The sequence below is a fragment of the Aquimarina sp. 433 genome, assembly GCF_054054605.1.
Map to the genome: position 1 here is coordinate 842,553 of NZ_JBSWZK010000001.1, position 24,960 is coordinate 867,512.

A 24,960-nucleotide genomic window follows, 5' to 3' on the forward strand; every position below is an offset into this window, starting at 1 on the left:
TCTGGTTAAATAATTTCAATTTCTATTTGTGAAGCGATCTCTTTTCGAATGGCTAGGTGACTACCATTAATTGTAAGATACATTGGGCATTGAAAGGGAGCTGTTTGAACCAACTGCACTTCGTTACCAGGTAAACAACCCATTTCCAGTAACTTAAGAGGAATCGTATCCGAAGTAATTTCTTTAATCAATCCTCGTTGACCTTTTTTGAGATGTGCAATGGTGACTTTCAAGCTTTATTTAGAATAATTTTAAACAAGGCAAAAGTAATGGAAAAAACTCTATTGAGAAAACTATGTACATGATTAATACAAGGTTTTATGATATTTTTTGGAATACGTTCATAAAAGGGTCTGTATCCTATTAAAAAAAGGTGTTTCACCTCAAAAACAGTCCGAAATCCTTGAAATTCAAAATTCTCGGACACTGATACCAGAAATCGAAATTACTTTCAACCCATCTAAATTTAGAAACAGGCGGAAACTGAAAAGCCTTCAATAGAGTAAGAAAAAATTCTATTTGTAATTAAAACCTATAACAATGAAAAATCTTAAAAACCTACTACTTCAAGTATTCTCAATTTGCTTCGTTGTAGTTATCTCTTCTTGTGAAAAGAATAGTCCAGATTCAGAAAACATCAACTTGTTTAATGATGATAAAGCTGATAAAATTGAAAAGTATGATGAATATACTGTTAGAATACCAAAGAAAGATGGTGAGTACCTCGTAGCTAGAAACGAAAAAACAGGAAGTAAACTATCCTATAGATTGCGTAATGCTTTTATTACAAGTTTTACAATTTCTTCGGTAGATGGAAAGGTTGATGTCTTCGACAAACTAGTCATCCCTACTGCAGAAAACTTACCACCTTGGAGACCGGATTGTCCTGATGGATGGGACGAAAAACTAATCTGTTATGTAAATGAAGATGGGGTTCTTGTTTCATATACTAGATGCACTCCTACTTCATTCACTATAGGTCTGGAACCAGAATGGTAATGACAGAAATCTGCGACCATCAATGTTTTAAGTATGCAAGCGTATGCATTCTTAAAATTTATGAGTAATCCCTAGAAACACAGCTGTCAGGCTTACCAATAACATATGGCAGCTGTGTTATTTTACATTTTCTTCCTTTAAAACCTCTATATCTTCTAACAAACGTTCTATTTCCTCTAAATCTGTACCATCATAAAACCCTCTAATCCGCTTCTTTTTGTCAACCAATACAAAGTTTTCGGTATGAATCATATCATAAGGTCCACCATCTCCATTTGATTTGGCAACTAAGTAAGACTTACGTGCCAGATCATAAATTTGTTTTTTATCTCCGGTAACTAGGTTCCATCTGGTATCATCAACACCTTTTCGTTTTGCATACTCCTTCAATTGCGGCACATCATCTGTTTCTGGAATTACTGTGTGAGATAGTAGCTTTACTTCAGAGTCTTTTTTTAATCTATTCTGAATTAACTTCATGTGATCTGTCATAATTGGACAAATTGTCTGACATGTAGTGAAAAAGAAATCTGCTACATAAATTTTATCGTTATAATCTGCTTGTGTAATATTCTTACCATTTTGATTCCATAAACTAAAATCTGCAATTTTATGATATTTACGAACGTGTTGTACGGTGCTATCTACTAATTCAGTAGCTACCATATCTGGTTCATACACTCTAAGAACGCGTTTAGGTTTTAGAATAGAATAAATAATTGAAATTATAATTGCAGATAATACAAATAGTACAATGGCAAAGAATTTGTACTTGGAAAAAAAGCGAAGCATACCTGTTTTTTTAAGAATAACAAAATTACGAGGTTTATCGTATAAGAAATTATTGTTTTCGCTAAAAAAATACTAAAACCTACATCTGTAGACCTGATTTCTTTTATAAACTAGTCTAAAAGGTTACTTTTGCGTGATTTAATTTTGAATTAGACCCTATGAGTCCAATAATTGTAAAAGCATTACAGCTATTATTAAGTTTGTCCATTTTAATCGTTTTACACGAATTAGGACACTTTATTCCTGCTAAATTATTTAAAACTCGAGTAGAAAAATTCTACTTGTTTTTTGATGTAAAATACTCTCTATTTAAGAAAAAAATTGGCGAAACTGTTTACGGAATCGGTTGGTTACCCTTAGGCGGTTATGTCAAAATTTCTGGAATGATAGATGAGAGCATGGATAAAGAACAAATGGCAGGTCCTCCACAACCTTGGGAATTTAGATCTAAACCTGCTTGGCAGCGATTGATTATTATGCTTGGTGGAGTAACTGTTAATATTATTCTAGGGTTTTTAATCTATATGGCTATCATTTTCACTTGGGGTACATCTTACGTTTCTATGGAAGATATTCCTGATGGATATGAAGTGGCTGAAATCTTTGAAAAATACGGTTTCAGAGATGGAGATAGAATTCTAAAAGTAAATGGAGAAGACTTTAAAGATGCTACCGATATCAATATGTTTCTCTTTTTAAGAGATGTTCAAAATATTACTGTATTATCAGCTGATGGTAGCACAAAAACTATTGACCTTCCAGAAGATATAGGTAAAACTATGTTCCAAGAAGGAGTAATGGAGCCATTTGATATCCGACTTAAACCAATATTAGATACCGTGGTAGCTGATAGACCAGCTTACAAAGCAGGTTTAAGAAATGGAGACAAAATTTTATCAGTGAATGGTACGAAAATAACATGGTGGAATGAATTTCAAAAAGAAGTAAAACCAAAAGAAGATCAAAAAATCGATATCACTTTTCTTAGAGATGGATCGGAACAGACAATTTCTGTTAAGACCGATGAAAAAGGAACTATTGGTGTTTATCCTGTTTTTTATAAAATTAATAGAGAACAATATTCTTTTGTAGAAAGTATTGGAAAAGGGTTCGATTATAGTTATTGGAAATTACACGACTATATCGCACAATTTAAATATGTATTTACAAAAAAAGGAGCTACGCAAATAGGTGGTTTCGCTGCTATCGGTAATTTATTCCCTCCTGTTTGGGATTGGGCAGCTTTTTGGAGTACAACCGCTTTTATTTCGATTATTTTAGCATTTATGAATATTCTACCAATTCCTGCATTGGATGGTGGACATGTAATGTTTTTATTATATGAAATTATCGCAGGAAGAAAGCCAAATGACAAATTTATGGAGTATGCGCAACTAGTAGGTTTTGTAATCTTAATCGCTTTACTTCTTTTCGCAAATGGTAACGATATTTATCGTGCAATTTTCGGAAAATGATAAAAAATTAAAAAAAACTTTTTGAGTATCAAAAATTAGTATATATTTGCACTCGCAAAAGAGAAAAACACTCTACATTTGCAAAAGCATATTCCTCCTTAGCTCAGTTGGTTAGAGCATTTGACTGTTAATCAAAGGGTCCTTGGTTCGAGCCCAAGAGGGGGAGCAAAAGTCCAACAGAAATGTTGGACTTTTTTGTTTTAGATAAGTTTCCTGTACTACATCAATCCTAGTAATCATTGAAGAAGATCAAATTTTGATGTATAAAGATTGATGATTAATTATGTTGACACTAAAATTCTAATTCATCTAAAAAAGGAAGAGTCTTACATTTTTTATTCTAAATCAAGTAGTACTAAGCCATTCTCATAATTATAACAAAAAATGGTTAAACCCTGTTAAAACTCTTGACTCTAGCAGTAAAAGAAGTTATTATGCGTTAGGTTATTATTTGTAATAACTGGTTAACCACAATTATAAAATTTACATGCCGAACAAAATCAATTTCAAAAAGAAACTAACTAAATCTTTATTCCTATTACTAATAGGTTCCATAATACTATATGGAGTATCATTTTTATTGGTAATGATTTTTTAAAAAATCTTACCTACACTTTACTGAATTCAAAAATCAAATATATCTGACCTAAAAATTACGTTACCAGCATATGAGTTAACTTCTCTCTTTTTTAAGCACCCGATAACAATAGGTTACAAGTACCTTTACAGAAAATAGCATAAACTGTAAAAAATTAAAACCTATGAAATTAGAAAACAAAAACGTAGCTATTCTTGCTACAAATGGATTTGAAGCTTCGGAATTATTTGAGCCTTATAACGCTTTAAAAAAAGAAGGATCTGAAGTACATATCATATCTGATACTACTGGAGAGATAAAAAGTTGGGAAGACGGTAATTGGGGAAAATCCATTAAAGTGGATAAAACATTAGCTGATGCAAATTCATCACACTATCATACGCTAGTTTTACCAGGTGGTGTTATAAATCCAGATATCTTAAGAACAAATAATGATGCATTAGAATTTATTAGGTCTTTCTTTAAAAGCGGGAAACCAGTGGCAGCTATATGTCATGCTCCTTGGCTATTAATTAGTGCAGGAGTAATTGAAAATAGAGAAGTTACTTCTTACCATTCTATTAAAGATGATGTTATCAATGCAGGTGCTAAATGGAAAGATGAAGCTGTAGTTGTAGACAGTGGTCTTACCACTAGCCGAAATCCTAATGATTTACCAGCTTTTATCGATAAAGTTATCGAAGAACTATGCGAAGGTAAACATGAAGAACAAGTTGTTAATGCATAACAACAGAACACTCGCGAGAAAGTTGTAATCATATTTTATAAGCATATAAGTGTAAGAAAGATCAAGTTATTTGACCTTTCTTACACGGCTTATTACTTCACTACTCGTCGTAACCATTCTAGGTTACACATAATTTTAAAACATTACATATGGGAAACATAATTGCAGAAGAAAAAGAAACAAAATTTGACATACTACCAATATTAAAAGAGCGCTATTCACCTAGAGTTTTCTCAGAAACTCCGGTATCCGAATTGGAATTAAGAACTCTTTTTGAAGCAGGAAGATGGGCTCCTAGTTCGTATAACAGACAACCATGGAGAATCATTTGGGCCATTAAAGGCAGTTCAACTTACAAAAGAATAGAAGCCTGTCTTAGTGATTTTAATAAATCATGGGCAACAAATGCGCCAGTACTTTTATTAACTGCCTTCAAAAAAACAACAGATGAAGGCGAAGAGAACTTTCATGCGCGACATGATCTAGGCCTTTTTGTTGGAAACATTACAGCTCAGGCTCAACATTTGGGAATAGGATTACACCAAATGGCCGGTGTAAATTATGAAAAAGCGAAAAAGGAATTTAATTTTCCTGATGAGTATCACATTGCTACAGCAATTGCTCTGGGATATTATGGAGGAAATCCAGATGATCTTCCTGAAGATTTAAGAGATCAGGAAGATCCTTCTAAACGAACTCGAATGTTACAACGAGAGTTTACGTTTAATGGGAACTACGGCACCATAACTAATGGACTATATTCATCTGAAAATGGTTTAGAACAAAACAATAATCAACCTCTTAAAAATCTAAATGATTAATTCCTAATCTTTAATAAATCATGAGATAAATAGATAATCTACAAAAAATTATATAATGAAAACCATTTTTGAATATACTAACATTAGTGCTAGTGACCGCCTAGAAACGCAGGTAAAAGATAAGCTCGATATGATCGAAGAAAAATTTCCTTTTGTGATTAGAGCAGATATCTTTTTCAAGAAAACGAATGCCTCCAATAATGAAAAAGCTCATCATTGTGGTATACGATTAAGTGCTCCTGGACCAAGAATTTATGCTTCCTCCGATGAAAATAATTTTATCGATGCTATCAATGAAACAATCCGAGATTTAAAAGATCAACTGGAAAGAAGAAAAGAAGGAATGAAAGCTTACTAGTTAGCTTGCTAACATCCACTACAACAAAATGACCGCATCTTCATGCGGTCATTTTGTTGGAATAAGCTTTATGGTTTATGCAATTCTCGAAAAGGAGTAATCTCTAGATCTCTCTTGATAATGTCGCGGACTACAATTGTATTTTTCTTTAAAAATTTTAGAAAAATAGCTTCTGCTCGTAAATCCTATGCTATAAACAATTTCCGATATATTGAGATCTGTTGTCTTTATTAAGTTTTCAGCTTTTTCTATTCTCGTATTTTTCACATAATCAGTAACAGTTCGATTATATAACATCTTAAATCCATCTTGTAGTTTAGCAGCAGAAAGTCCTGTTTGATCCATTAGGTATTTGATAGAGAAAGGATAATCACAATTTTCACGTATTTCTTTTGCAACTTCTTTAACGATCTTTTGTTCTCTAAGGGTTAACACTCCGTATAATTCATTTTGAGAATCTAAATCTTTTTGATGATGCTGAATTTCCATTGCCAAAATCATCTGGATAATACTTTCAACATATAATTTTTTAACAAGCCCTTTTTTATTGGTAGTATTTATCTTTGCGACCTCTTCGGAAATTTTAAGATTAGAGGATCCATAATAACTAAACTTTTCATTTACCAATTTGCCTTCGAATAAGTTATGAATATCCCTGGCAATATTCGAAAACAAAACACTACTAGGCTTTGCTACCGATATAATAACAACCTTTGCCTCCTCACCTTCGGTGAACGAAAGATAAGACAATTTCTTATCGTATATGATGGCTGTTTGAAATTCGTTCAACATCTGCTTATTTCCATCTAATTCATGTGTAACACTTCCTTTGGAACAATATATAAAATGAATCAACCCTAAACTATCCTCTAGTAGCGGAACCTTAATATCTACATGACAATTAATATTTATTTCAGTATACCATTTATAATTTCCAGAGGAGAAAAAATTAACATGCCCGAATGCTTTTTCTGAATGTATGGGCAATACAACATCATTTTGATCACCCGGAAAATCTATGTTTAAAGTAGAAGCCAACGCATCCAGATATTTACTAGAAATGATTGATTTATTTTCTGAAGCTTTCATAACGTTTCGAAATTTTTAAGATTGATTGTGTTTAAGAGTTTCTAAAAAAGATGATTCAAATCCCAGGATTAGATAAAAAATCGACTTTTACGGATTTAACTGATGTTCTATCAGATGAACTGTTATCACTATTTATAACAGAGCTGTTTGGATAATTTTTTAAATCTTTAAAGATTCTGCTTACCCTTGCATAATGTTTAGTCTTCATAGGAATCTTGTTTATTTTTTATGTAAATTTCTTAAACAACACAAAAAATAGTATTATATAATTTTTGGAAAATGTTATATAATTACCACTACAGAAAGAATAAACGACTTACAATCAAAAGATTAAACTCTTAAAAGAAAGTTTTCTCGACTTAAATTAGAAGTATGATATTGCCAATTAATCTTTAAAACCTCTGAAATGACAGATTTCAGTTTATTAAAGTCATTTGGTTTATTGATATATATATTGGCACCTTTGATAAAAGTGTCCTCTATATCTTGATCAGAAGAGGAAGTAGAATAGATCGCTATAGATAAATTTTTGAATCGCTCTTGAGCTCTTAATTCTTCTAAACATTCTATCCCGTTTTTTATAGGCATATTGAGATCCAAAAACACCAAATGAGGTAGAGATTGACCAGGAAGTAAAATATGATCCAAGAACTCTTGTCCATTCCCAAAAAGCAAAAGATTTGTCTTCATTTGGATCTCGTCTATAGCATCCTTAAAAAACATTCTATCGTCCTCGTCATCTTCTACTAATGCTATATGGAGTCTATCTAGATACATTTTACCAAAATTAAGATTGCTTAAATGATGTTTTGTTCTCAGAACGTTTTTTAATAATTTTTTGAAAAACCGTGGGAGTCAATCCTGTTATTTTTTTAAATTGAGCTGATACATGAGCATTACTGCTATAACCTAACTCAAATGCTATCTGTGAAAGTGTTAACTTTTCATGAACCAACATTTGCTTTACTCTGTCGATACGTTTTATAATTAAAAAATTTTCTAAAGAAGTATACGTGCTTTCTGAAAATAAGCTAGACAAATAAGTATAAGAATATTCTAATTTGTTTGGCAAATACTCTGATAACTTATGATTTCTTTCGGAAGAAGTATCTAGTACCATTTCCGAAATCGCATCTTTAATTCTTTGGACAATTTCACTCTTATGATCATTGATGATTTCTATTCCATAAACCGAAAGTAAAACCGTAAGCTCTTTTACCTTTTCTGCGCTCAACGATTGCAAAAACTCTATCTCGCCTAAACCATTGATCTTATAAGCCACCTGCAAATTGCTTAGCTGTTGTTCTAAAGTCTTTCTGAAAATTACATCCATATCGTATTTTAGATAAAACTTCATGAATTAGAACATTAATTTTGTTACCAAACGTTTAATTATAATCTTAAAAGATTAAACAAATATAATCAATCATTCTATATTTTACATATTTATGTTTAACTGTATTGAGATTATTCATATCATTATTGAGTCAATTTATTTTCTTTACTAAAATCAGCCATTAATATGATGTTTTTAAAGAGCTGATCTTCAAAATTTAGACATAAACTTTATCTCTATTAGGCAATAATGTTGTAATTTGTTCTCTTCTTTTTAAAATTAATTTTAGCTTGATAAAATCATACGTTTTTGACTCATAAAAATGATCATATTGCACTTACTATAGACGTAGAATCTACAGAATTTTTACAATCACTTATTGATCGTTCAGAAAGTATTATTAGTTATTTTACACCAATTTTTGAACAAGAACAACTTGTTGATTTTAAATTAGTGTATATCACCAATAATTTTGAAAAATATATAAAATCAAGTATTGATTTGTTAATTAACAAGAGTGCTTCAGAAATTTTTCCTGTAATTTTTGAAAACGGTCTTTTCGAAATATATACTGCCTGTTACAATAAGGAAAATTTTGAGATAACTTATGAACGAGAATTTGAATTTGAAGAAAAGACTGTTTGGTTAGAAGGTAAGGTGATCAAACAAAACAATGGTATTATTGTTACCTCTAAAGATATCAGCAAACTAAAAAAAGTGGAAGCTCAATTAAGAGATTCTTTACGTCATTTAGAGTTTCAAAATACGATCCTTAATGACTCAGAACAGATATCAAAAACTGCTAGTTTTAGGTGGAATATTAACAAAAACATTTGGGTCTTCTCAGAAAACATAAGAGAACTTTTTAAAGACACAATTGATGCGAAATGCCTTCAAAATGAAGGAGTATTTTGCTTTTTGGATGAACAAAAAAGTGCTAAACTTCGTTCACTAATTGAGACTTTGCAGTATGAGGATGTATTACCTCCGTTTGAATTTTCTATACAAAATGATCATACGCTTTTATATTTTTCTTTAAACGCTCATTTTATTCCTTCAAGAGACGGCCAAATGATGCTAGGGGTTATTCGAAATGTTACCGAAGAAATCAAATCCAAAAAACTACTAAAAGAAAAAAATCAAGAGCTTCTCACCATAAATGAAGAACTAGATTCATTTAACCATATTGCTAGTCATGACCTACAAGAACCGTTACGAAAAATAAGAATGTTCATTTCACGCATACTTAACGTAGATCAAGAAACGATTCCTGATAAAATTCTTAACTATCTAGATAAAATAAGCGATTCTTCGGAGAGAATGCAGCAACTTATTCTTCATCTTCTAGACTATTCTAGCATCGGAAAAAAGCAGCTTCCTTTTGAAAAAATTAATTTGAATACCATTCTTCAAGATGCATTCATAGAACTAGAAGAAGAAATTAGTAAACATCAGGTGCAAATTCATACTATTAATTTTCCAGAAATATATGGAATACCGTTTCTAATCAAACAAGTATTTGTAAATCTGATTTCTAATGCTATAAAATATAGAAAAACTAACGCTATTCCTGAACTTTGGATACATCATAATTTATCCGAAAATCTAGAGAATTCATCATCTCATTTCTTAGAAATCACTTTTAAAGACAATGGTATAGGTTTTGACCCAAAACACAAAGAGTCTATTTTTAAGCTATTTCACCGTCTTCATGAAAAAACACAATATAAAGGAACAGGTATAGGTCTAGCGATTTGCCATAAAATCATGCAAACACATCATGGTTCTATATCCGCAATGAGCGAAAAAGGAGTCGGTTCAGAATTCAAATTATATTTCCCAATTACAAACAATTAGCAATCAAGCTAACATCTATATTTTTCACAATAACATTAGAGAAAGTCTTACTTATTTTTGTTGTTACTATTTGTAAGGAAATATCAAAAACTTTAAAATCATATTTTTTGGTATTTTTAACCAAATTGAATTACATCAAATCCAGGAAACTAAATATATAATTCTTGGAGAATATGATAAGAAAGGAAATAAATGTTACTTCCTGTCTTGTAAAAATGTTATGAAAATGAATAGACCTTATATAGTCTCTGTAGAAGATAGCCGAACTGATATAGAATTAATGAGACGTGTTGTCGAAAAAGAAATGAAGGATTGTGAGATAAAATACCTAGAAGATGGTGAATCTGCAATTCAGTTTTTTGAGTCCTCAGAATTTATTACTCATCCTCCAAAATGCATTCTTATGGACATAAAACTACCTAAAATGAACGGTTTAGAAGTTTTGAATTACCTAAGAAACAAAAAACAGATAAAAAATGTACCTGTTATAATTCTAAGCTCTTCTGAAAGACCTGAAGAGATTAAGGAAACATATTTATTAGGAGGCAATAGCTATATTACAAAACCTAAAAATTATTTAGATCTGAAAGAGAAATTACCAAAAGTAATTTCCTATTGGACAGAGTATAACAGATAAACTCTGATCTATAAATTTAAATATTCTACTTATGTTTTTCTTTCCAATAGAAAACCAAGTTTAATTATTTCGTAATGCATCAATAAGCTCTTCCTTGTTCATTTTTGATCTTCCTTCAATACCGATATCCTTTGCTTGTTCATATAACTCATCTTTTGTTCGGTCTTCATAATTTGTTGCTTTTCCTCCTTTTGTACCACTATCTGGAGTGTTTGCAATTCTAGCTGATTTTTCTTTACTATATCCTTTTTCGCGCAGCGCCTCATACTGTGCCTCGTTTTTAATTCTTGGTCTATCACTCATCATAATATATTTTAAAGGTTTTATTTCATTTCATTAGTTGTAGTACTCAGGATTCTAACTTCACGTTGTGGGAAAGGTATAGAAATTCCATTTTCTTCAAGTCTCTTTTTAGCTTGCTCCATTGTGTAAAAATGTATCGCCCAAAAATCCTCATTTGATGCCCAATAACGTATGGATAAAGACACCGAACTGTCCCCTAAAGAAGAAACTACTACTTCGGGTAAGGGATCTTTGATTACCGCTTCTTGCTCATTCACCAGCTCTAATAGTATATCCTTCGCTTGTTTAATATTACTACTATAAGAAATTCCGATGTCTATTTTATTTCGTCTTTTATTTTCTGCTGAATAGTTTGTGATGTTGTCATTAGATAGTTTCCCGTTTGGAATTATGACTAATTGATTCCCAAAAGTATTTAGTTTAGTAGTAAAAATAGTAATCTCTTTCACTGTTCCTGATGTTCCTTGCGCTTCTATAAAATCACCAATTTTAAAAGGTTTAAAAAACAAAATTAACACGCCACCGGCAAAGTTTGCCAGAGAACCTTGCAGTGCTAATCCAACAGCCAAACCAGCAGCTCCCAATATTGCAACCAGAGACGATGTTTGGACTCCTAACTGAGTTATTACTAGTATGATTAATAATACTTTTAACCCTAAATTAATTAGATCATATAAAAATCGTTCTAAGGTTTCATCATAATCTCTTTTCTGAAAAAACTTCTTTAATCCTTTACTAAAAAGGTTAATAACCCATATACCTATAAAGAAAATTACAATAGCAGATAGAAGACTCGGCACGAAATCCCAAACCCATTTTAAGAAATATTCCCAATTTTCTTTTGTTAACCCCAAATTCTCTATGTCCATATGTATATAATTTTTTATTTTTTATCGATTTAATCAAAATATGCTTCAACCTCCTCTTTGATATTTTCCCATTGTTCTTTTTCTCCATTAAACGCTCTTAGCACTTCTTTTATCTTTGACATGCCAAAGCCTTTTACTTCTTCAAAACCTATTTTAGGTGGTAATGAGAGCTCTGCATTTGTAACTACAGCATCTATCACAAATGGCTTACTTGACTTTTTCGCTAATGCGACTGCAGTAAGAATATCTTTCGCTTTTTCTACTCTAATACCGTCTCCTCCACATAATTTAGCATACTCAGCAAAATTGAAGTTATTGACTTTTAATGCATCCATGTTAGGAGCTAATCCAGCTTCTTCCATTTCTATTTTTACAAACCCCAATTGCGAATTATTAAAAACTATAATTTTAACAGGAAGATTATTATGTACTGCTGTAGAAAAATCTTGTAATGACATATTAAAAGCTCCATCTCCAACAAGGCTCCATACTTCTCGATCGGTATGTAAAAGCTGCGCTCCTATTGCTGAGGGTAATCCTACGGCCATAGAACCATGATTAAATGATCCTATCACTCGTCTTTCTGCATTAAAATTCATAAAGTTTGAAGCCCAAATTGCCGCCGTTCCTGTATCTATCGTAAAAATGGCATCATCAGATGCTGTATCACTTATTGCTTTCGCAAATATTTGTGGATGCAATGGTTCCATATCTCGTGATGGGTCTGCTTTGTCTCTATTTCCTTCTTTCCATTCTTCAAATTGTTGTTTCAATTTTTTTAAGAAGGTATCATCTTCTTTATCCGTTGTATTTATTAACAGACTTGCTACCGTAGATTTAATATCGCCATGAAGACCAAGATTAATAGGACATCTATTTCCTAAATTCTCTGGTCTTATATCCACCTGAATGATTTTAGTGTTTTCGGGTAAAAAATCACTATATGGAAAATCGGTACCTAGCATTAAAAGTAAGTCACAATCCATCACTGCTTTATATCCCGAAGGATTTCCGATCAAGCCTGTTAATCCTACTACATTTTGTGTAGAATGATCAAAAATATCAGACGCTCTTAATGAATGGGTAATTGGTGCTTTTAGCTTTTTGGATAATGCTAACACTTCTTGCTTCGCATCTCTACATCCCGCTCCAGCTAATATCCCTACTGTAGATGCTTCATTAATTAAATTTACGGCTTCGATCAATTCATCATTTTGTGGTATGATATTACTTTTGGATCTAAAAACTTTATGGATATAATCGTGATTTTTAGCTTTCATTTGAGCTATATCACCAGGAAGTTCGATTCTGCAAACACAATTATGATTAATAGCAATTTTAATTGCTCTCAGAATCACTCTTGGAGCCTCTTCTGGTGATCGTACGATTGCTTGATACTCGCATACATCATCAAATATTTTTTGCAAATCTGCTTCCTGATGATAATTTGTTCCTAAGAACTCTACAGGAACCTGACCTGTTATAGCAATTACTGGTGTTCTCTCCTTTTTTGCATTATACAACCCATTAATAAGGTGTAATGCTCCAGGTCCTACAGTACTTGCACACACTCCAAAATTATTACCAAGTTCTCCTTGTGCAAAAGCAGCATATGAGCCATTTCCTTCATGATTAACACCTACCCATTGTACCACATCTTGTTTTGCTATAGCATCAACTAATGGATTTAGAGCATCTCCAGCCACACCAAAAATATGTCTTACTCCTTCATTTTGTAATATCGATAAAAGTTGTTCCGAAACGTTCATATTCTTATTATTTGCTTTTAAATACTAATTGAGACTCAAATGGTTTAGACCAATTAGACACACGGTCAACAGCAGGTATCATAGTCGCAAATACTTCAAATTTTCTCGTATACACCGAAGTGTTTTCTTGCAGTTTCCCTAATTTCAAAATCATCGGTGTCTTTATGGTTACACTTTTTTTATTGATTTCGCTTGATCTGATAAGCACACTTTCTTTACATAAGAAATCATCTCTTCTATCATCTCTAGCCACTCTTAAGACCTTTGTATCATCCCAATTAGAAATCAATACTGGAACATCTTTCTTACCATGTACATCGTATACAAAAAGATGTAATATATACTCCATATTTGTTTCTATGTCTAGTGGATGAAATTCAAGTTCTGTATGAATAAGCACCTCATTTGTTTTATCATCATCAACTTCAATAAAATCTGGTATTCTGTCTATTTTAACTTCTATTATTTTTGCCATTTTTTTTATTCTTTATAAACCTTATTATTCTTCTTTTCAAGAAAAAAGGGAGATGAATACCCCAAATTCAATCTCCCTTTAATCATCATCAATCAAACTTAATTATGAATCAACATACACAATTACTTACGGATCACAATCGATCCACCTAAGGTTTTATCTTGTTTTACTTTTTCGGGATTTCCATAGATTTCAATGATGCCTCCAGCGGTTACACTCGCATCCACGTACTCATCACTATTTATATAAGCTTTTCCTCCAGCAAGAACTGTAACATCTGTTTGTTCTGCGGATAATTTCTTTGCAAAATATTTTCCTCCTGTTCGTACTAAGACATCCTGATTTGGTACATCACCCGAAATACTAATCTTTCCTCCAGATACTGCTTTCGAATCCAAGTTTTTTGCATTAACTTTTAAATCTATTTCAGCACCTTCTTGGGCTCTAATAGTTATGTACTTTGATTCTATAGTACTATTTGAAGTAATCACCGAATTTTCATTTGCATCAATAAGGGCAAGATCTTCTGTATGGTAAATGGTAACGTTGGTATCTTTCCCATCGAGAATATTATCAATCTCCATTTTTACTTTTACTCTACCATTTTTAGAAACAATTGCTACTTGGTCGACATCATCACCAGTAATGACAGCTTTATTCTCTGCCGCTTTAATTAGTGTAACATTAATAGCATCATACACTTTTAACTCATCAAACGCTGCGAGTTCTACCGTAGTCTTCTGTGCTAACATCATCATCGGACTTAGTAAAAACATATATATTATTTTCTTTATCATTTTTTATTTTTAAAATTCAACATCATTTAACTTCACATCAAAAATACTACGACTAAACAGGGTATGTTATCTTATTTCATAGCAACATTGACGCATTTGAAAATTTTAATCTACTACAAGTATTCTAAAAAAATTCCAGAGGCAACTACTCCTACAATTAAGAATGCTAATACAAGAAGTATGAACTTAGCTCCCAGTTTTGTTTTCTTATTTTTTTGAAAAATGTAATCTCTTCTTTCTTCATTTTCGTCTTTTATAAATTTCATATAGGTATTTTTCTTTTTTTAAATTATTTTATATAAACTGTCTTTTTATTTACAAACTCTAATATTCCTTCTTTGGAAAGTTCTCTACCATAACCAGAGGCTTTAGTACCACCAAAAGGTAATCGAGGGTCCGATTTAACCATTTCATTAACGAATAGCGCTCCATCGGGAATCTCACTAATTAATTCTCTCACTTTTTGCTGGTCTTCGGTAAAAACCATTGTACCTAAGCCGTATTTAGAGTTTGATGCTAATTGTATCGCATGCTTTAGGTTTTCTGCTTTGATTATCGATGCTACCGGACCAAATACCTCTTCATTAAAAACTGGCATATCAGGAGTAACATCTGTTAGAATAGTAGGCTCTATGTAAGCTTTATCTCGTTTACCACCAATGAAAATTTTTGCGCCTTTATTTACGGATTCAGTAATCTGTTGTTCCACTTCTTCTGCAAGATCTTCTCTTGCCATAGTGGCAATATCCGTTTCATGATGTAGCGGGTCTCCAAACTTTAATTTTTGAATTCCATTATTGTAATATTCTAAAAACTTATCATAAATTTTTTCTTCTACGATATATCGTTTAGCTGCGATACAACTTTGTCCGGTATTCTGAAGTCTAGCTTTAACAATTGTATCTATATACTTATCTAAATCAGCATCTTCTGATATGATACAGGCATTACTTCCTCCAAGTTCTAGGACTATTTTTTTAAGATATTTTCCTGCAAGCTCCGCAATTTTCTTCCCTGCCTTTTCGCTACCAGTAAAACTTACTCCTTTTATACGATCATCAGCTATGATATCTTCAACTTGGTCGTGAGTGGCAATTATGGTTTGAAAACAATATTCAGGATATCCTGCTTTTCTAAAAATATCTTCAATCATTAAAGCAGATCCTAAAACATTATTAGCATGTTTTAGTACAATGGTATTTCCTGCTGTTATCGTAGGTATAGCAAATCGTAAAGCTTGCCAAAAAGGATAATTCCAAGGCATGATTCCAAATATGATTCCCAAAGGATCCTTGCTGATAAAACTTTCTTCTGCATCAGTTTCGATAAGTTCATCTGATAAAAATTGTTCTGCATTTTTTGCATAAAAATTTATCAGCCAAATACACTTATCTATTTCTGCAATGCTTTGCTTAAAAGGTTTTCCCATTTCTAAAGTAATTAGATTGGCACATACCTTTTTATTCTCTTCTAAAATATCAGATAATCGCGCAAGCATCTCTACTTTTTCTTTTAGAGTAACTTTTCTCCAAGAGGTAAAAGTCTCAGCTGACTTTTCTAACGCATTTTCTATTTGATCATCTGTAAAAAGATCATATGTATTTAAAACTTCTCCTGTAAAAGGGAAATTTGTTTGAATTTTGTTTTTCATTTTATATTCTTTTAAGAGTTCATTACATCGTGAAAATGAAATCTAAACTCATTTACTTCTTGGTATAATGAGCTATTACTTTCTAAGATCAAATCAAAATTAAATGGAGAAGATGTAAAGTATGAACGCATTTACATCAAATCTTGATCCTTTTACTAAAGTTGATATCCGTTAACATCTCCATGATTTGAGTTAATACAATCTTATTTGATTGAAGATCTTTGTAATAAAGAAATATTAACCTTTAAAAAAGATTAAAATGAGTAATTCAAGTAATACCATATTAGGCGTGCTAGCTGGTACAGTAATAGGAACTACCTTAGGAATTTTATTTGCTCCTGATAAAGGATCAAATACAAGACAAAAAATTGCAAAAGAAACAACCGCCGCTAAAGATAGAATCGCAAATGAGGCTATTTCGCTCCAAGATAAAATAAATACGACCTTATCCTCAAAGAAAGAAACATTAGATGATCAATTAGAATTAATTGTTTCAGATGCAAGTCATAAGGCTGAGGATTTAATTACCTCTTTAGAAAAGAAATTAGAAAGATTGAAATCAAAAACTCAAAAATTACAAAAAACATCATAATGAGCGTTTTTGATTCCATTAATAACAGTGCCAGCACTGTTTTAGATACTAGTAAAACGTATGTAGAAGTTTCTGAAAAATACTTCAAACTGAAGATATTTCAGCAACTAACACGAACATTTTCCTATTTAAGCAAGCTTGCCATCATAGGCAGCTTGCTATTTTTAGGATTTATTTTTTTACTGGTTGCTTCTGTACTATGGTTAGGAGAAATTTTAGAAAGCTATAGTCTTTCATGTCTTCTTGTAGCAACATTCCTTTTTATCATGACTGGAATAAGTTACTTACTACGAAAATCAATCGATAAAAAAGTAATTAAGAAAATAGGTAAAGAATTTTTTGACTAAAAACTATGAGAAAAGAATATACTTCATTTAGCGAAATCCAAAAAGACTTGAAAGTTCTCAATTTACAACGACAAATTTGTATTGAGGAAATGAAAGTAACAAAAGATCAATTAAAACAAGATTTATTACCAAATCAATGGGTTTCTACAATACTTAGTGCTGTTAAAAAGTACGGAATATTATATTTAATCCGTAAGATTTTTAAATAACAGCGTTTAGCTTGCCATAATTTGTTCAACTGGCCTTTCTACACTATTTTTAAAATCATTAGGGCTGATATTATACTTCTCTTTAAAAATTTTGGAGAAATAACTTCTACTACTAAAACCAATAGAATACACAACTTCCGAGATATTCATATCCGTAGATCTAATAAGATCTCTAGCTACTTCTAACCGAACGTGACGAATATATTCTGTCACTGTTCTCGTATATAACACTTTAAAACCTTCTTGTAATTTTGCTTGGGACAATCCACTTTCTTCGGATAATTGTTCCAAAGAATAATCCTTCGATACATTATTAATAATTTTCTTAGCAAGCCTACGAATAATAGTCAACTCTCTTCTTAATAAGGTAGTAGGTAACACCTCTTTTTTCATAGCTCTATCATGCTGCTGTATATGCATTGAAAGAATTTGATATACCATTCCTTCGATTTGCAAAATTCGAATCATCCCTTTTTGCTTTATCTTTCTCAAAGCTGATATTTTATCTGCTAATCTAAGATTATAGGTACCGAAATAGGCAAAAGCTTTTTCATGATCTTCATCCATAAAAACCTGATATAGTTTCTCATTTAATTGAGAAACATTATTAAGTTTCTTCTTCAGGTATTTTTTTCTAGCTATTTGTATGACATTAATTTCCAGCTTTTCTTCTTTAGGAAAGTATCCATAGTTGTAACCACCATCTCTACTGGTTATGATAACTGACTGAAATTTCTCGAGCGTATGTATCTCCTTCTGATAACCAAAACGATGACCACAAAATCCAGTGAGGCAATATGCAAAATGAATTGGATTATATTCAGAGGCATCCATAATAAGAACAACCTCTTTATGGAAGATAATATCATATTCTAACAAACTAACTCCCCAATCAAATGTGATGAATCGTATAGAACCGTGGGCGTTAAGGTTATTTACGATAAGTGTAAACTCTCCCCATCGCTCTTCGATGGTACCGCCAATAACTTCTTGAATTTGTTTAACAGTACCTGCAGTATCTTTGGCTGTGACATTAATTTCTAATGCCTGGTTAGAATAACTATACATAATAGGGTTTATTTAGAAAGAACTTTATGACTTGTTTAAGTTTTTAACAAAAATAATAAAACGATCTTGCTTACATTTTAGAGTAAGGTTGTAAATATTTGTTAAATAAAAAAATCTTTTTTTTAGCAAAACAACTAAAGACTCTCGATTGACGAGAGTCTTTAAATTAGTTTTGATATGTTATGATCTCCTAGATGGTATCAAATTCGTCTACAAAAAAGAAGTCTTTGTCTTCATTGTTTACAAAATATAGACCTTCTCCAAAAATGTACTCTACATTTTTTTGATCCACTACCACTTTAAAACCTTTGTCAGTCGGCTTTAATTCGAAACTATCATTAGGATCTTTTTCGTAACGTAAAACAATGTACTTGTCATAATCATCCCATTGATCGTTATCAACATAAATTAGCTTAGTTACTTGCTCATTCATGCTCTTTCTTTCCTGATTCAACTTACTCTTATCTGTCTTCTTAAGTTTTAGAGGCGTATTACTTGTTCTGTACACTGTTACTCTGTATGGAATCGTTTTTCCGTCTTTTTTAAACTCAAACGTTTTGGTTGTTTTTGTTTCTACAGTTTGTGAGTTACTTTGTGCGATCATATTTGTCATAGAAAAACTTAAGACAATTATCATCAATGTTTTTAAAATATTCATGTTTTGCGATTTTTAGTTATTATTACTCTATTCTGTTGTGTTAATTCTTATTTAATAAGACTGGTGTCTAAATTATCTGAAGTACTTTTTGACCAAGCATTTAACATCCAACTAAATTTCTCTAGTTCTCTTATATAAGCTCCAATCATATCAATCGTTCCCTCATCACCAGCTTCTTCTGAATGTTTTAATATCACTTTCATTTGTGTTAGAATCTTCACGTGATCTTTTAGAAGTTCTTCGATCATTTCTGTATCCTTCATTGAGGAAGAAGATACCTCTTCGATATCTGATAATTTCAAATATTCTTGTAATCTACTAGCAGGATGGTGTTGTAATGTTAAGATACGTTCTGCTATTTCGTCGATTTTAACTTTCGCATCATTATACAACTCTTCAAATTTTACGTGCAAATCAAAAAAGTTTTTTCCAAGGATATTCCAATGAAACCCTCTTAATTTTTGATAATATAAATTGTAATCTGCTAATAAAACATTTAGCTCTAGTACTACTGGCAGCAATTTTTTTTCTTCTATATTCAAATAATTCATAGTCTTATTTTATTATTAATTAGTAATCTTTAAGGAGCATAAGTCTTTCTTATTACTCTCATTACAAAGATATTGTGTATAAGCACGGTTCTTTTGCTCATATACCATTTATCTTAACTCTATTGTAATGCAGGAAATATTATCGTGATGTAGTAGTTGAAAAGATTTAATTTCAAAAATGTAAATAATTCCAATTCAATTATAAAATAGATAGATCATCTTAAAATCTTAGTATTTTAATTATAGAGGGCGCAGATCGATATAACTATAATTAATTTCACCTATATGTTTATATTCAGCTTTGCGATCGTGAAGTTCTCCCCAACCAAAATTACGTTCGATTGTGTTCTCTTTGTATTGAGAGCGTAAGTTTTCTGAAAGTAATATATATTCATCTATTGGTACTTTGTTTTTTAATAATCTATGTGCAATAATCACATCTTCCCCCATTAGTTTTATGTTTTTACCTATAGGAACCGAACTTATCTCACTGCCATAATGTAAAACAATTTTAAGACCAAGCATATCAGGAATACTCTTACCTTGATTACTGTTTTTGTACTTTTTATGAAGTATTTTTAGTTGTTCGTAGAATTCTGTATAAAATAATCGACATTGATTGACCAGCTCGGTAAACGTAGGTAATGGTCCCGTTTTATAAAACAAAATTGCATCTCCTTCAATTTCTGAAACTCTAAGATCTAATTTATTCGCATAAATCACTCTATTTAGTAGCGCAGGTATAACTTTTGAACTTAATTCTATATCAGTTGTACTCATAAATTGTGTAAATCCGCTGATATCCGGAATACAAATTAATGTTGGTTCTGCTTCCATGGAATTGTCCTATTTCGTAACAACTCTAAGATACGTTTTAGATCCTTATCATTGCTTATATTGTTGTTTAAATCGTTAACTAATGAGATAATTTCATTTTGTATGGGTGCTACATAGCCTTCATAAATCTCTTTACTATCTCTTATAAAAACCAAAGCATTTAAAAGCTCATAAGAAACTGAACTATCTGCTTTTGCATACATACGAATCGGTTGGATCACCACACGCATTAATTCTGAAGCGCTTATTTTATTATGTACAACAGTAATGTCACAGTTAGGTACACAAAAAAAGGTTTTTGGTTTAATTTTTAATGCTTTTTCTACCAATTGTCCTAACTTAGAAATAGCATTAATAGCAGTTCCAGGGTCATTAATTCCTGGAGACAAGGCTTTTACCGCTACTTCTGTTAATTTTATCATCCCACCCACACCACTATCATCTTCGTGACGATTAGATAGAATATATAAACAAATGTGTAAAGATTCTAATTCTTCTTTAGAAATAGGTTCTTTGATAATAAGCACCGGATCTCCTTTCCAGATATGTTGATCTGGGTATGGAATAATTTCAATTATATTTTCTTTACTTTTTAGGGAATCTTTTAGTAGTTCAATATCGAAAGATCGGTAATAACCAGTTTTATTACTGTATACAACTTTCCAATATTTATCTGATATATTGTGGCTTTTAACAAGGTTATCCTCTTGTTCTGTTTTTTCTTTTCTTAGTAATTTGGAACTAGATATATAAATTTTATCAATAATGTTATGTATTTGTATAGCTTGTGATATGCTATGAATAAAATATACAAACAACCCGATACAAAATGTTCCCAATACCGCTGCAACCATCACCGAAAAACCAACCAAGTTTGAAGATGAGCCATATGCTCCCATGGACATTAACACAATTATTGTATACAAAATTGTTCCAATATAGAAACCTAAAATAATTTGATGTTTTTTGTTGGAGATTAATCCAGGCAGCAGTCTTGGTGAAAAATTAGAAGAAGCTTGGTTAAGAACTACCATTACCATGGTAAAACTAAATACTGTTAGTGACAATATGCCACCAAATAAGGTAGAAAGAATTGTTCTAGCCGTCTCATTATCTTGCACTAAAAGATAGGGAACTTTTTTTTTAAAAGAATTGATGACTTCTAAATTTTCTGCAAATAATAGCGCAATTGCAAGAAACAAAAACCCAGTACTAATCAACACAGGATAAAATGCAATACTATGAAATATAGTACTCTTTATTCTTTTAAAAAACTTTAATGTAGATTTCATAATACCAACTCAATTGTTCTTAACGGTATTCGGGATTATCAAAACTCCATCTATTACCATTGTCCCAGTCTTTTCTAGAATTGCCATAAGCCGGAAATCCATTTTCTTTGTTCAAAATATAGGCTAGGTTTAATAAATTATAGGTCATAAATGTGGTATTCCTATTTGTAAATTCATTATTCTTTGCATTCGACTCCTCATCTAAATAACTTGGTCCAGGACCTGCTTCTCCTATCCATCCACAATCCGCCTGTGGTGGAATTGAAAACCCCAAATGTTGCAGAGCGTATAAAATTCCCATTGCGCAATGCTTGATTCCATCTTCGTTTCCAGTGATAACACATCCTCCTACTTTACCATAATATATATATTGTCCTTTATCATTCATTTCTCCACTCATTCCATATAATCTTTCAATTAATTTAGATGCAACAGATGATTTTTCTCCTAACCAGATGGGAGTTCCTATAACGACGATATCTGCTTCCATTACTTTTTGATAAATTTCTGGCCAATCGTCCTTTTCTTTTCCTTCTTCCTTCATATCCGGCATCAATCCATAAGCTATTTCATAATCCACCAATCGCAAATACTCTACCGATACATTTTCTGATTTCATAATATCCATAGATACTTTCATAAGACCTTCGGTATGGCTTTGCTTCGAAGAATCTTTTAAGGTGCAATTGATATAGATTGCTTTTAGCGATGAATAGTCCATGGTCTTCTTTTCGCTCATTATATATTCTTTTTTAAATTATATCCTCACAATTTCTTTAATCATTTTTACCCATTTAGATGCGATCGACACAATTTTTAACCCAAAACATATTCTGAAAAATTTTAAAAGTGCACTTTTTCAAAACAGTTAATCATAATCGTAAATGCGCACACCTTTAGCACGTACACATTATAATTTTGTAACTATAAAATTGAGCTATCCATAATATAAAATTCAAAAAAACATTTTTAGAGCAAATGTGATATGTAACTTACTAGATAGCTTTTTTAAATTTCTAATCTTTAAACATTTTTATTATGAAAAATTTTATAGGGATATTTATGATTATCCTTTTAATGAGTAGTTGTGATGTACAACAAAAAAAAGAGGCCAAGTTGCCTGAAGTGGATGTAGATGTGGAAACCGAATCAGGACAATTACCAACTTTTGATGTGGATTGGGCTGACGTAAATGTAGGTACCAAAACCAAAACAGTAAAAGTTCCTAAAGTAGTTATTGCGATGGAAGAAGTAGAGGTAGAAGTACCTTATGTAGATGTAGACATGCCAAACTCTGGAGAAAAAGAAGAACTAACATTAACTGTAGAAGCTGAAGTAAGTGATAAAGAACATACTATTGAAATTCAGGAAATCGTAGCTACAAATAATAATTTATATGTTATTTCTGAGCTAAATGAAACTGATCAAAAAATAGGAGACAAAACAATGCGCGTTTCTGATAGAGTAATTTTAAATGCTCCTGATCTAAATGTAAAACATATTATTGCTGGAGAAAAGCCAGATGAAGTGTTTAACGATCAATATAAATATGTAAAAGATATCGCTGAATTTAAATCTACTTTAGACAATACAAAAGTGATTTACACGAGATAGATTATAATTAGGGTTAATCAAAAAATGATCTCTTTTATTAAATAAATAATTAGAGGTCATTTTTTGTTTAAAAAATATGCTCTTACCCTTTTTACCAATAATTCCAAAGTTTATAGTATTCATTTATGCAGGAAGTAATTACAAATACCTCTTCTATACAACAGCTAATAAAGCATCCGGAACAAGTGATTGATAAATTTAATCTTTTGTATGTAAACGACCGTGATTTAGATATTTTCCGTCATAAGGACGGGAATAGATTTATATACAAAAGATCTGGCAAGCTTATATCTGAAAAAAATGAACTCTTTAGAATTGAAAACCTTAAAATCCCGCCTAATTGGAAGAATGTACGAATAACTTCTATAAAAAATGGTCATTTACAAGCTACTGGTAGAGATCAAAAGCACAGAAAACAGTACCGTTATCATCCACTTTGGAAAGAAATCAGAAGTCAAACAAAGTTCTACAAAATGTCGGATTTTGGAGAACAACTTCCTAAAATCCGTAAACAAGTAGATAAAGATCTGGAACTAAAAGAATGGTCTCGACAAAAGGTTTTAGCACTCATTATAAGACTCATGGAGGAGACTCATATCCGTATCGGTAATACTCAATATGCTAAACGAAACAAAACATATGGATTGTCTACTATGAGATCTCGCCACCTACAGATAGAAAAGGATAAGTTAAAATTTGAATTTACAGGTAAAAAAGGCAAAAAACACTCTATCACCTTGCGGAACAAAAAATTAATCCGATTGGTAAATCGATGTGAAGAAATTCCTGGATGGGAATTATTCAAATTCTATGACCAAAAAGGAATAAAACATACAGTAGACAGCAGCATGGTGAATAATTACTTGCACGATATTTCTGGAAGCATGTTTACAGCAAAGGATTTTAGGACTTGGTCTGCCAACAAATTGTTTTTTGGAGAGCTCCTAGATTTAGGTGTTGCTAATAAAGAAAAACAAGTCAAAAAAAATATTCTGAAAGCTTATGATGCGGCTGCAACGGGTCTGGGCAACTCCAGGAATGTATGCAAAAAACATTATGTACATCCAATTTTAGTATCAGCTTATGAAAATGGATCTATCCATCAATATTTCGATAAGATTCATGAATGTACTATTGCTAGAGACCATTTCTCTACCTCTGAGTACTATATGCTCTCCTTAATTAGGAATTATACCCCCAACTTCATAAAAACGATTTCAAAACAAAAAAAATAACAAT

General features: G+C 31.5%; 30 protein-coding genes and 1 tRNA gene. 13 read left to right on the forward strand and 18 right to left on the reverse strand.

What is annotated here, in order from left to right; translation table 11 throughout:
* Window positions 1-5: 5 nt before the first annotated feature.
* Window positions 6-233 carry a FeoA family protein gene (locus tag ACWNT5_RS03595; protein WP_299604494.1) on the reverse strand — a complete coding sequence of 76 codons (228 nt, stop codon included), beginning with the start codon at window positions 231-233 and terminating at the stop codon, window positions 6-8.
* Between the two features lie 307 nt (window positions 234-540).
* On the opposite strand from ACWNT5_RS03595, the gene ACWNT5_RS03600 reads away from it, so the two are divergent.
* On the forward strand, window positions 541-999 hold the full coding sequence (locus ACWNT5_RS03600) for a hypothetical protein (protein ID WP_456516629.1): 459 nt from the start codon (window positions 541-543) through the stop codon (window positions 997-999).
* A 117-nt stretch (window positions 1,000-1,116) separates the two neighbouring features.
* Here ACWNT5_RS03600 and ACWNT5_RS03605 read toward each other — a convergent pair whose 3' ends face one another.
* Complete coding sequence (locus ACWNT5_RS03605) at window positions 1,117-1,791, reverse strand: SCO family protein (RefSeq protein ID WP_299604500.1); 675 nt, start codon at window positions 1,789-1,791, stop codon at window positions 1,117-1,119.
* 158 nt (window positions 1,792-1,949) lie between these two features.
* Between ACWNT5_RS03605 and rseP the strand changes: the two genes are divergently transcribed.
* The 5 genes from rseP (at window position 1,950) to ACWNT5_RS03630 (ending at window position 5,770) form a co-directional block, all read left to right on the forward strand.
* Window positions 1,950-3,266, forward strand: a complete 1,317-nt coding sequence (rseP, locus tag ACWNT5_RS03610; protein ID WP_299604503.1) for an RIP metalloprotease RseP — start codon at window positions 1,950-1,952, stop codon at window positions 3,264-3,266.
* Between the two features lie 92 nt (window positions 3,267-3,358).
* Window positions 3,359-3,432 (forward strand) — tRNA-Asn (locus ACWNT5_RS03615).
* A gap of 595 nt (window positions 3,433-4,027) precedes the next feature.
* Entirely contained in the window at window positions 4,028-4,591 is a 564-nt protein-coding gene (locus ACWNT5_RS03620; protein WP_456516630.1) for a type 1 glutamine amidotransferase domain-containing protein, read from the forward strand.
* 149 nt (window positions 4,592-4,740) lie between these two features.
* Window positions 4,741-5,412 carry a nitroreductase family protein gene (locus ACWNT5_RS03625; RefSeq protein WP_456516631.1) on the forward strand — a complete coding sequence of 224 codons (672 nt, stop codon included), beginning with the start codon at window positions 4,741-4,743 and terminating at the stop codon, window positions 5,410-5,412.
* Between the two features lie 55 nt (window positions 5,413-5,467).
* Entirely contained in the window at window positions 5,468-5,770 is a 303-nt protein-coding gene (locus tag ACWNT5_RS03630; RefSeq protein ID WP_299894244.1) for an HPF/RaiA family ribosome-associated protein, read from the forward strand.
* A 75-nt stretch (window positions 5,771-5,845) separates the two neighbouring features.
* On the opposite strand, the gene ACWNT5_RS03635 is transcribed toward ACWNT5_RS03630, so the two are convergent.
* The 3 genes from ACWNT5_RS03635 to ACWNT5_RS03645 all read right to left on the reverse strand — a co-directional run bounded on the left by ACWNT5_RS03635 (window position 5,846) and on the right by ACWNT5_RS03645 (window position 8,216).
* Window positions 5,846-6,859, reverse strand: a complete 1,014-nt coding sequence (locus ACWNT5_RS03635) for a helix-turn-helix domain-containing protein (protein WP_299894242.1) — start codon at window positions 6,857-6,859, stop codon at window positions 5,846-5,848.
* 330 nt (window positions 6,860-7,189) lie between these two features.
* Window positions 7,190-7,636, reverse strand: coding sequence for a response regulator (locus tag ACWNT5_RS03640; RefSeq protein ID WP_299604518.1), 447 nt, complete (start codon window positions 7,634-7,636; stop codon window positions 7,190-7,192).
* A gap of 10 nt (window positions 7,637-7,646) precedes the next feature.
* Window positions 7,647-8,216, reverse strand: a complete 570-nt coding sequence (locus tag ACWNT5_RS03645) for an AraC family transcriptional regulator (RefSeq protein ID WP_299604521.1) — start codon at window positions 8,214-8,216, stop codon at window positions 7,647-7,649.
* A gap of 288 nt (window positions 8,217-8,504) precedes the next feature.
* On the opposite strand from ACWNT5_RS03645, the gene ACWNT5_RS03650 reads away from it, so the two are divergent.
* On the forward strand, window positions 8,505-10,052 hold the full coding sequence (locus ACWNT5_RS03650) for a sensor histidine kinase (RefSeq protein ID WP_456516632.1): 1,548 nt from the start codon (window positions 8,505-8,507) through the stop codon (window positions 10,050-10,052).
* Between the two features lie 226 nt (window positions 10,053-10,278).
* Window positions 10,279-10,689, forward strand: a complete 411-nt coding sequence (locus ACWNT5_RS03655; protein ID WP_299604525.1) for a response regulator — start codon at window positions 10,279-10,281, stop codon at window positions 10,687-10,689.
* Between the two features lie 60 nt (window positions 10,690-10,749).
* On the opposite strand, the gene ACWNT5_RS03660 is transcribed toward ACWNT5_RS03655, so the two are convergent.
* The 7 genes from ACWNT5_RS03660 to ACWNT5_RS03690 form a co-directional block, all read right to left on the reverse strand.
* Window positions 10,750-10,995, reverse strand: a complete 246-nt coding sequence (locus tag ACWNT5_RS03660; protein WP_425545854.1) for a DUF7218 family protein — start codon at window positions 10,993-10,995, stop codon at window positions 10,750-10,752.
* A 17-nt stretch (window positions 10,996-11,012) separates the two neighbouring features.
* Window positions 11,013-11,861: a mechanosensitive ion channel family protein gene (locus ACWNT5_RS03665; protein ID WP_299604529.1), complete on the reverse strand. Its 849-nt coding sequence runs from the start codon at window positions 11,859-11,861 to the stop codon at window positions 11,013-11,015.
* Window positions 11,862-11,890: 29 nt separating this feature from the next.
* Complete coding sequence (locus ACWNT5_RS03670) at window positions 11,891-13,630, reverse strand: thiamine pyrophosphate-dependent enzyme (RefSeq protein ID WP_299604531.1); 1,740 nt, start codon at window positions 13,628-13,630, stop codon at window positions 11,891-11,893.
* 7 nt (window positions 13,631-13,637) lie between these two features.
* A complete protein-coding gene (locus tag ACWNT5_RS03675) occupies window positions 13,638-14,105 on the reverse strand; it encodes a hypothetical protein (protein WP_299604533.1) in 468 nt (155 codons plus the stop codon).
* A gap of 122 nt (window positions 14,106-14,227) precedes the next feature.
* Window positions 14,228-14,902, reverse strand: coding sequence for a head GIN domain-containing protein (locus ACWNT5_RS03680; protein WP_456516633.1), 675 nt, complete (start codon window positions 14,900-14,902; stop codon window positions 14,228-14,230).
* A gap of 113 nt (window positions 14,903-15,015) precedes the next feature.
* Complete coding sequence (locus ACWNT5_RS03685; protein ID WP_299604537.1) at window positions 15,016-15,168, reverse strand: hypothetical protein; 153 nt, start codon at window positions 15,166-15,168, stop codon at window positions 15,016-15,018.
* A 23-nt stretch (window positions 15,169-15,191) separates the two neighbouring features.
* Window positions 15,192-16,553, reverse strand: a complete 1,362-nt coding sequence (locus tag ACWNT5_RS03690; protein WP_456516634.1) for an NAD-dependent succinate-semialdehyde dehydrogenase — start codon at window positions 16,551-16,553, stop codon at window positions 15,192-15,194.
* A 259-nt stretch (window positions 16,554-16,812) separates the two neighbouring features.
* Between ACWNT5_RS03690 and ACWNT5_RS03695 the strand changes: the two genes are divergently transcribed.
* Genes ACWNT5_RS03695 through ACWNT5_RS03705 form a run of 3 tightly spaced genes read left to right on the forward strand, consistent with a single transcriptional unit; the run spans window position 16,813 to window position 17,701 of the window.
* Window positions 16,813-17,145, forward strand: coding sequence for a YtxH domain-containing protein (locus tag ACWNT5_RS03695; protein WP_299604543.1), 333 nt, complete (start codon window positions 16,813-16,815; stop codon window positions 17,143-17,145).
* Window positions 17,145-17,492 (forward strand): phage holin family protein, encoded by a 348-nt coding sequence (locus ACWNT5_RS03700; RefSeq protein WP_299604546.1) that lies wholly within the window; start codon window positions 17,145-17,147, stop codon window positions 17,490-17,492. Before ACWNT5_RS03695 ends, ACWNT5_RS03700 begins: the two co-directional genes overlap by 1 nt.
* Before the next feature lie 5 nt (window positions 17,493-17,497).
* On the forward strand, window positions 17,498-17,701 hold the full coding sequence (locus tag ACWNT5_RS03705) for a DUF6327 family protein (protein WP_299604549.1): 204 nt from the start codon (window positions 17,498-17,500) through the stop codon (window positions 17,699-17,701).
* A 6-nt stretch (window positions 17,702-17,707) separates the two neighbouring features.
* On the opposite strand, the gene ACWNT5_RS03710 is transcribed toward ACWNT5_RS03705, so the two are convergent.
* The 6 genes from ACWNT5_RS03710 to ACWNT5_RS03735 form a co-directional block, all read right to left on the reverse strand.
* Window positions 17,708-18,769: a helix-turn-helix domain-containing protein gene (locus ACWNT5_RS03710; protein WP_299604550.1), complete on the reverse strand. Its 1,062-nt coding sequence runs from the start codon at window positions 18,767-18,769 to the stop codon at window positions 17,708-17,710.
* A 190-nt stretch (window positions 18,770-18,959) separates the two neighbouring features.
* A complete protein-coding gene (locus ACWNT5_RS03715; protein WP_299604552.1) occupies window positions 18,960-19,427 on the reverse strand; it encodes a hypothetical protein in 468 nt (155 codons plus the stop codon).
* A 47-nt stretch (window positions 19,428-19,474) separates the two neighbouring features.
* Entirely contained in the window at window positions 19,475-19,978 is a 504-nt protein-coding gene (locus ACWNT5_RS03720) for a Dps family protein (protein ID WP_299894223.1), read from the reverse strand.
* Window positions 19,979-20,218: 240 nt separating this feature from the next.
* The gene (locus ACWNT5_RS03725; RefSeq protein ID WP_456516635.1) at window positions 20,219-20,815 is read right to left on the reverse strand and encodes a DUF2652 domain-containing protein; all 597 of its coding nucleotides are present in this window, start codon (window positions 20,813-20,815) and stop codon (window positions 20,219-20,221) included.
* On the reverse strand, window positions 20,794-22,107 hold the full coding sequence (locus ACWNT5_RS03730) for a DUF2254 domain-containing protein (RefSeq protein WP_456516636.1): 1,314 nt from the start codon (window positions 22,105-22,107) through the stop codon (window positions 20,794-20,796). The genes ACWNT5_RS03725 and ACWNT5_RS03730 overlap by 22 nt, the downstream gene beginning before the upstream one ends.
* A 19-nt stretch (window positions 22,108-22,126) precedes the next feature.
* Window positions 22,127-22,846: a flavodoxin family protein gene (locus ACWNT5_RS03735; protein ID WP_456516637.1), complete on the reverse strand. Its 720-nt coding sequence runs from the start codon at window positions 22,844-22,846 to the stop codon at window positions 22,127-22,129.
* A 299-nt stretch (window positions 22,847-23,145) separates the two neighbouring features.
* Here ACWNT5_RS03735 and ACWNT5_RS03740 point away from each other — a divergent pair, with 299 nt between their 5' ends.
* Window positions 23,146-23,721: a hypothetical protein gene (locus ACWNT5_RS03740; protein WP_299604565.1), complete on the forward strand. Its 576-nt coding sequence runs from the start codon at window positions 23,146-23,148 to the stop codon at window positions 23,719-23,721.
* A 125-nt stretch (window positions 23,722-23,846) separates the two neighbouring features.
* Window positions 23,847-24,956: a DNA topoisomerase IB gene (locus ACWNT5_RS03745; RefSeq protein WP_299604567.1), complete on the forward strand. Its 1,110-nt coding sequence runs from the start codon at window positions 23,847-23,849 to the stop codon at window positions 24,954-24,956.
* Window positions 24,957-24,960: the final 4 nt, after the last annotated feature.

Coding starts and splice junctions, on each gene's coding strand:
- ACWNT5_RS03725 (WP_456516635.1), bottom strand. CDS start 20,815: ATGGAAGCAGAACCAACATTAATTTGTATTCCGGATATCAGCGGATTT.
- ACWNT5_RS03720 (WP_299894223.1), bottom strand. CDS start 19,978: ATGAATTATTTGAATATAGAAGAAAAAAAATTGCTGCCAGTAGTACTA.
- ACWNT5_RS03635 (WP_299894242.1), bottom strand. CDS start 6,859: ATGAAAGCTTCAGAAAATAAATCAATCATTTCTAGTAAATATCTGGAT.
- ACWNT5_RS03735 (WP_456516637.1), bottom strand. CDS start 22,846: ATGAGCGAAAAGAAGACCATGGACTATTCATCGCTAAAAGCAATCTAT.
- ACWNT5_RS03745 (WP_299604567.1), top strand. CDS start 23,847: ATGCAGGAAGTAATTACAAATACCTCTTCTATACAACAGCTAATAAAG.
- ACWNT5_RS03600 (WP_456516629.1), top strand. CDS start 541: ATGAAAAATCTTAAAAACCTACTACTTCAAGTATTCTCAATTTGCTTC.
- ACWNT5_RS03680 (WP_456516633.1), bottom strand. CDS start 14,902: ATGATAAAGAAAATAATATATATGTTTTTACTAAGTCCGATGATGATG.
- ACWNT5_RS03640 (WP_299604518.1), bottom strand. CDS start 7,636: ATGTATCTAGATAGACTCCATATAGCATTAGTAGAAGATGACGAGGAC.
- ACWNT5_RS03730 (WP_456516636.1), bottom strand. CDS start 22,107: ATGAAATCTACATTAAAGTTTTTTAAAAGAATAAAGAGTACTATATTT.
- ACWNT5_RS03675 (WP_299604533.1), bottom strand. CDS start 14,105: ATGGCAAAAATAATAGAAGTTAAAATAGACAGAATACCAGATTTTATT.
- ACWNT5_RS03705 (WP_299604549.1), top strand. CDS start 17,498: ATGAGAAAAGAATATACTTCATTTAGCGAAATCCAAAAAGACTTGAAA.
- ACWNT5_RS03630 (WP_299894244.1), top strand. CDS start 5,468: ATGAAAACCATTTTTGAATATACTAACATTAGTGCTAGTGACCGCCTA.
- ACWNT5_RS03645 (WP_299604521.1), bottom strand. CDS start 8,216: ATGAAGTTTTATCTAAAATACGATATGGATGTAATTTTCAGAAAGACT.
- ACWNT5_RS03700 (WP_299604546.1), top strand. CDS start 17,145: ATGAGCGTTTTTGATTCCATTAATAACAGTGCCAGCACTGTTTTAGAT.
- ACWNT5_RS03670 (WP_299604531.1), bottom strand. CDS start 13,630: ATGAACGTTTCGGAACAACTTTTATCGATATTACAAAATGAAGGAGTA.
- ACWNT5_RS03685 (WP_299604537.1), bottom strand. CDS start 15,168: ATGAAATTTATAAAAGACGAAAATGAAGAAAGAAGAGATTACATTTTT.
- ACWNT5_RS03625 (WP_456516631.1), top strand. CDS start 4,741: ATGGGAAACATAATTGCAGAAGAAAAAGAAACAAAATTTGACATACTA.
- ACWNT5_RS03715 (WP_299604552.1), bottom strand. CDS start 19,427: ATGAATATTTTAAAAACATTGATGATAATTGTCTTAAGTTTTTCTATG.
- ACWNT5_RS03740 (WP_299604565.1), top strand. CDS start 23,146: ATGAAAAATTTTATAGGGATATTTATGATTATCCTTTTAATGAGTAGT.
- rseP (WP_299604503.1), top strand. CDS start 1,950: ATGAGTCCAATAATTGTAAAAGCATTACAGCTATTATTAAGTTTGTCC.
- ACWNT5_RS03710 (WP_299604550.1), bottom strand. CDS start 18,769: ATGTATAGTTATTCTAACCAGGCATTAGAAATTAATGTCACAGCCAAA.
- ACWNT5_RS03660 (WP_425545854.1), bottom strand. CDS start 10,995: ATGATGAGTGATAGACCAAGAATTAAAAACGAGGCACAGTATGAGGCG.
- ACWNT5_RS03665 (WP_299604529.1), bottom strand. CDS start 11,861: ATGGACATAGAGAATTTGGGGTTAACAAAAGAAAATTGGGAATATTTC.
- ACWNT5_RS03605 (WP_299604500.1), bottom strand. CDS start 1,791: ATGCTTCGCTTTTTTTCCAAGTACAAATTCTTTGCCATTGTACTATTT.
- ACWNT5_RS03690 (WP_456516634.1), bottom strand. CDS start 16,553: ATGAAAAACAAAATTCAAACAAATTTCCCTTTTACAGGAGAAGTTTTA.
- ACWNT5_RS03620 (WP_456516630.1), top strand. CDS start 4,028: ATGAAATTAGAAAACAAAAACGTAGCTATTCTTGCTACAAATGGATTT.
- ACWNT5_RS03655 (WP_299604525.1), top strand. CDS start 10,279: ATGAATAGACCTTATATAGTCTCTGTAGAAGATAGCCGAACTGATATA.
- ACWNT5_RS03695 (WP_299604543.1), top strand. CDS start 16,813: ATGAGTAATTCAAGTAATACCATATTAGGCGTGCTAGCTGGTACAGTA.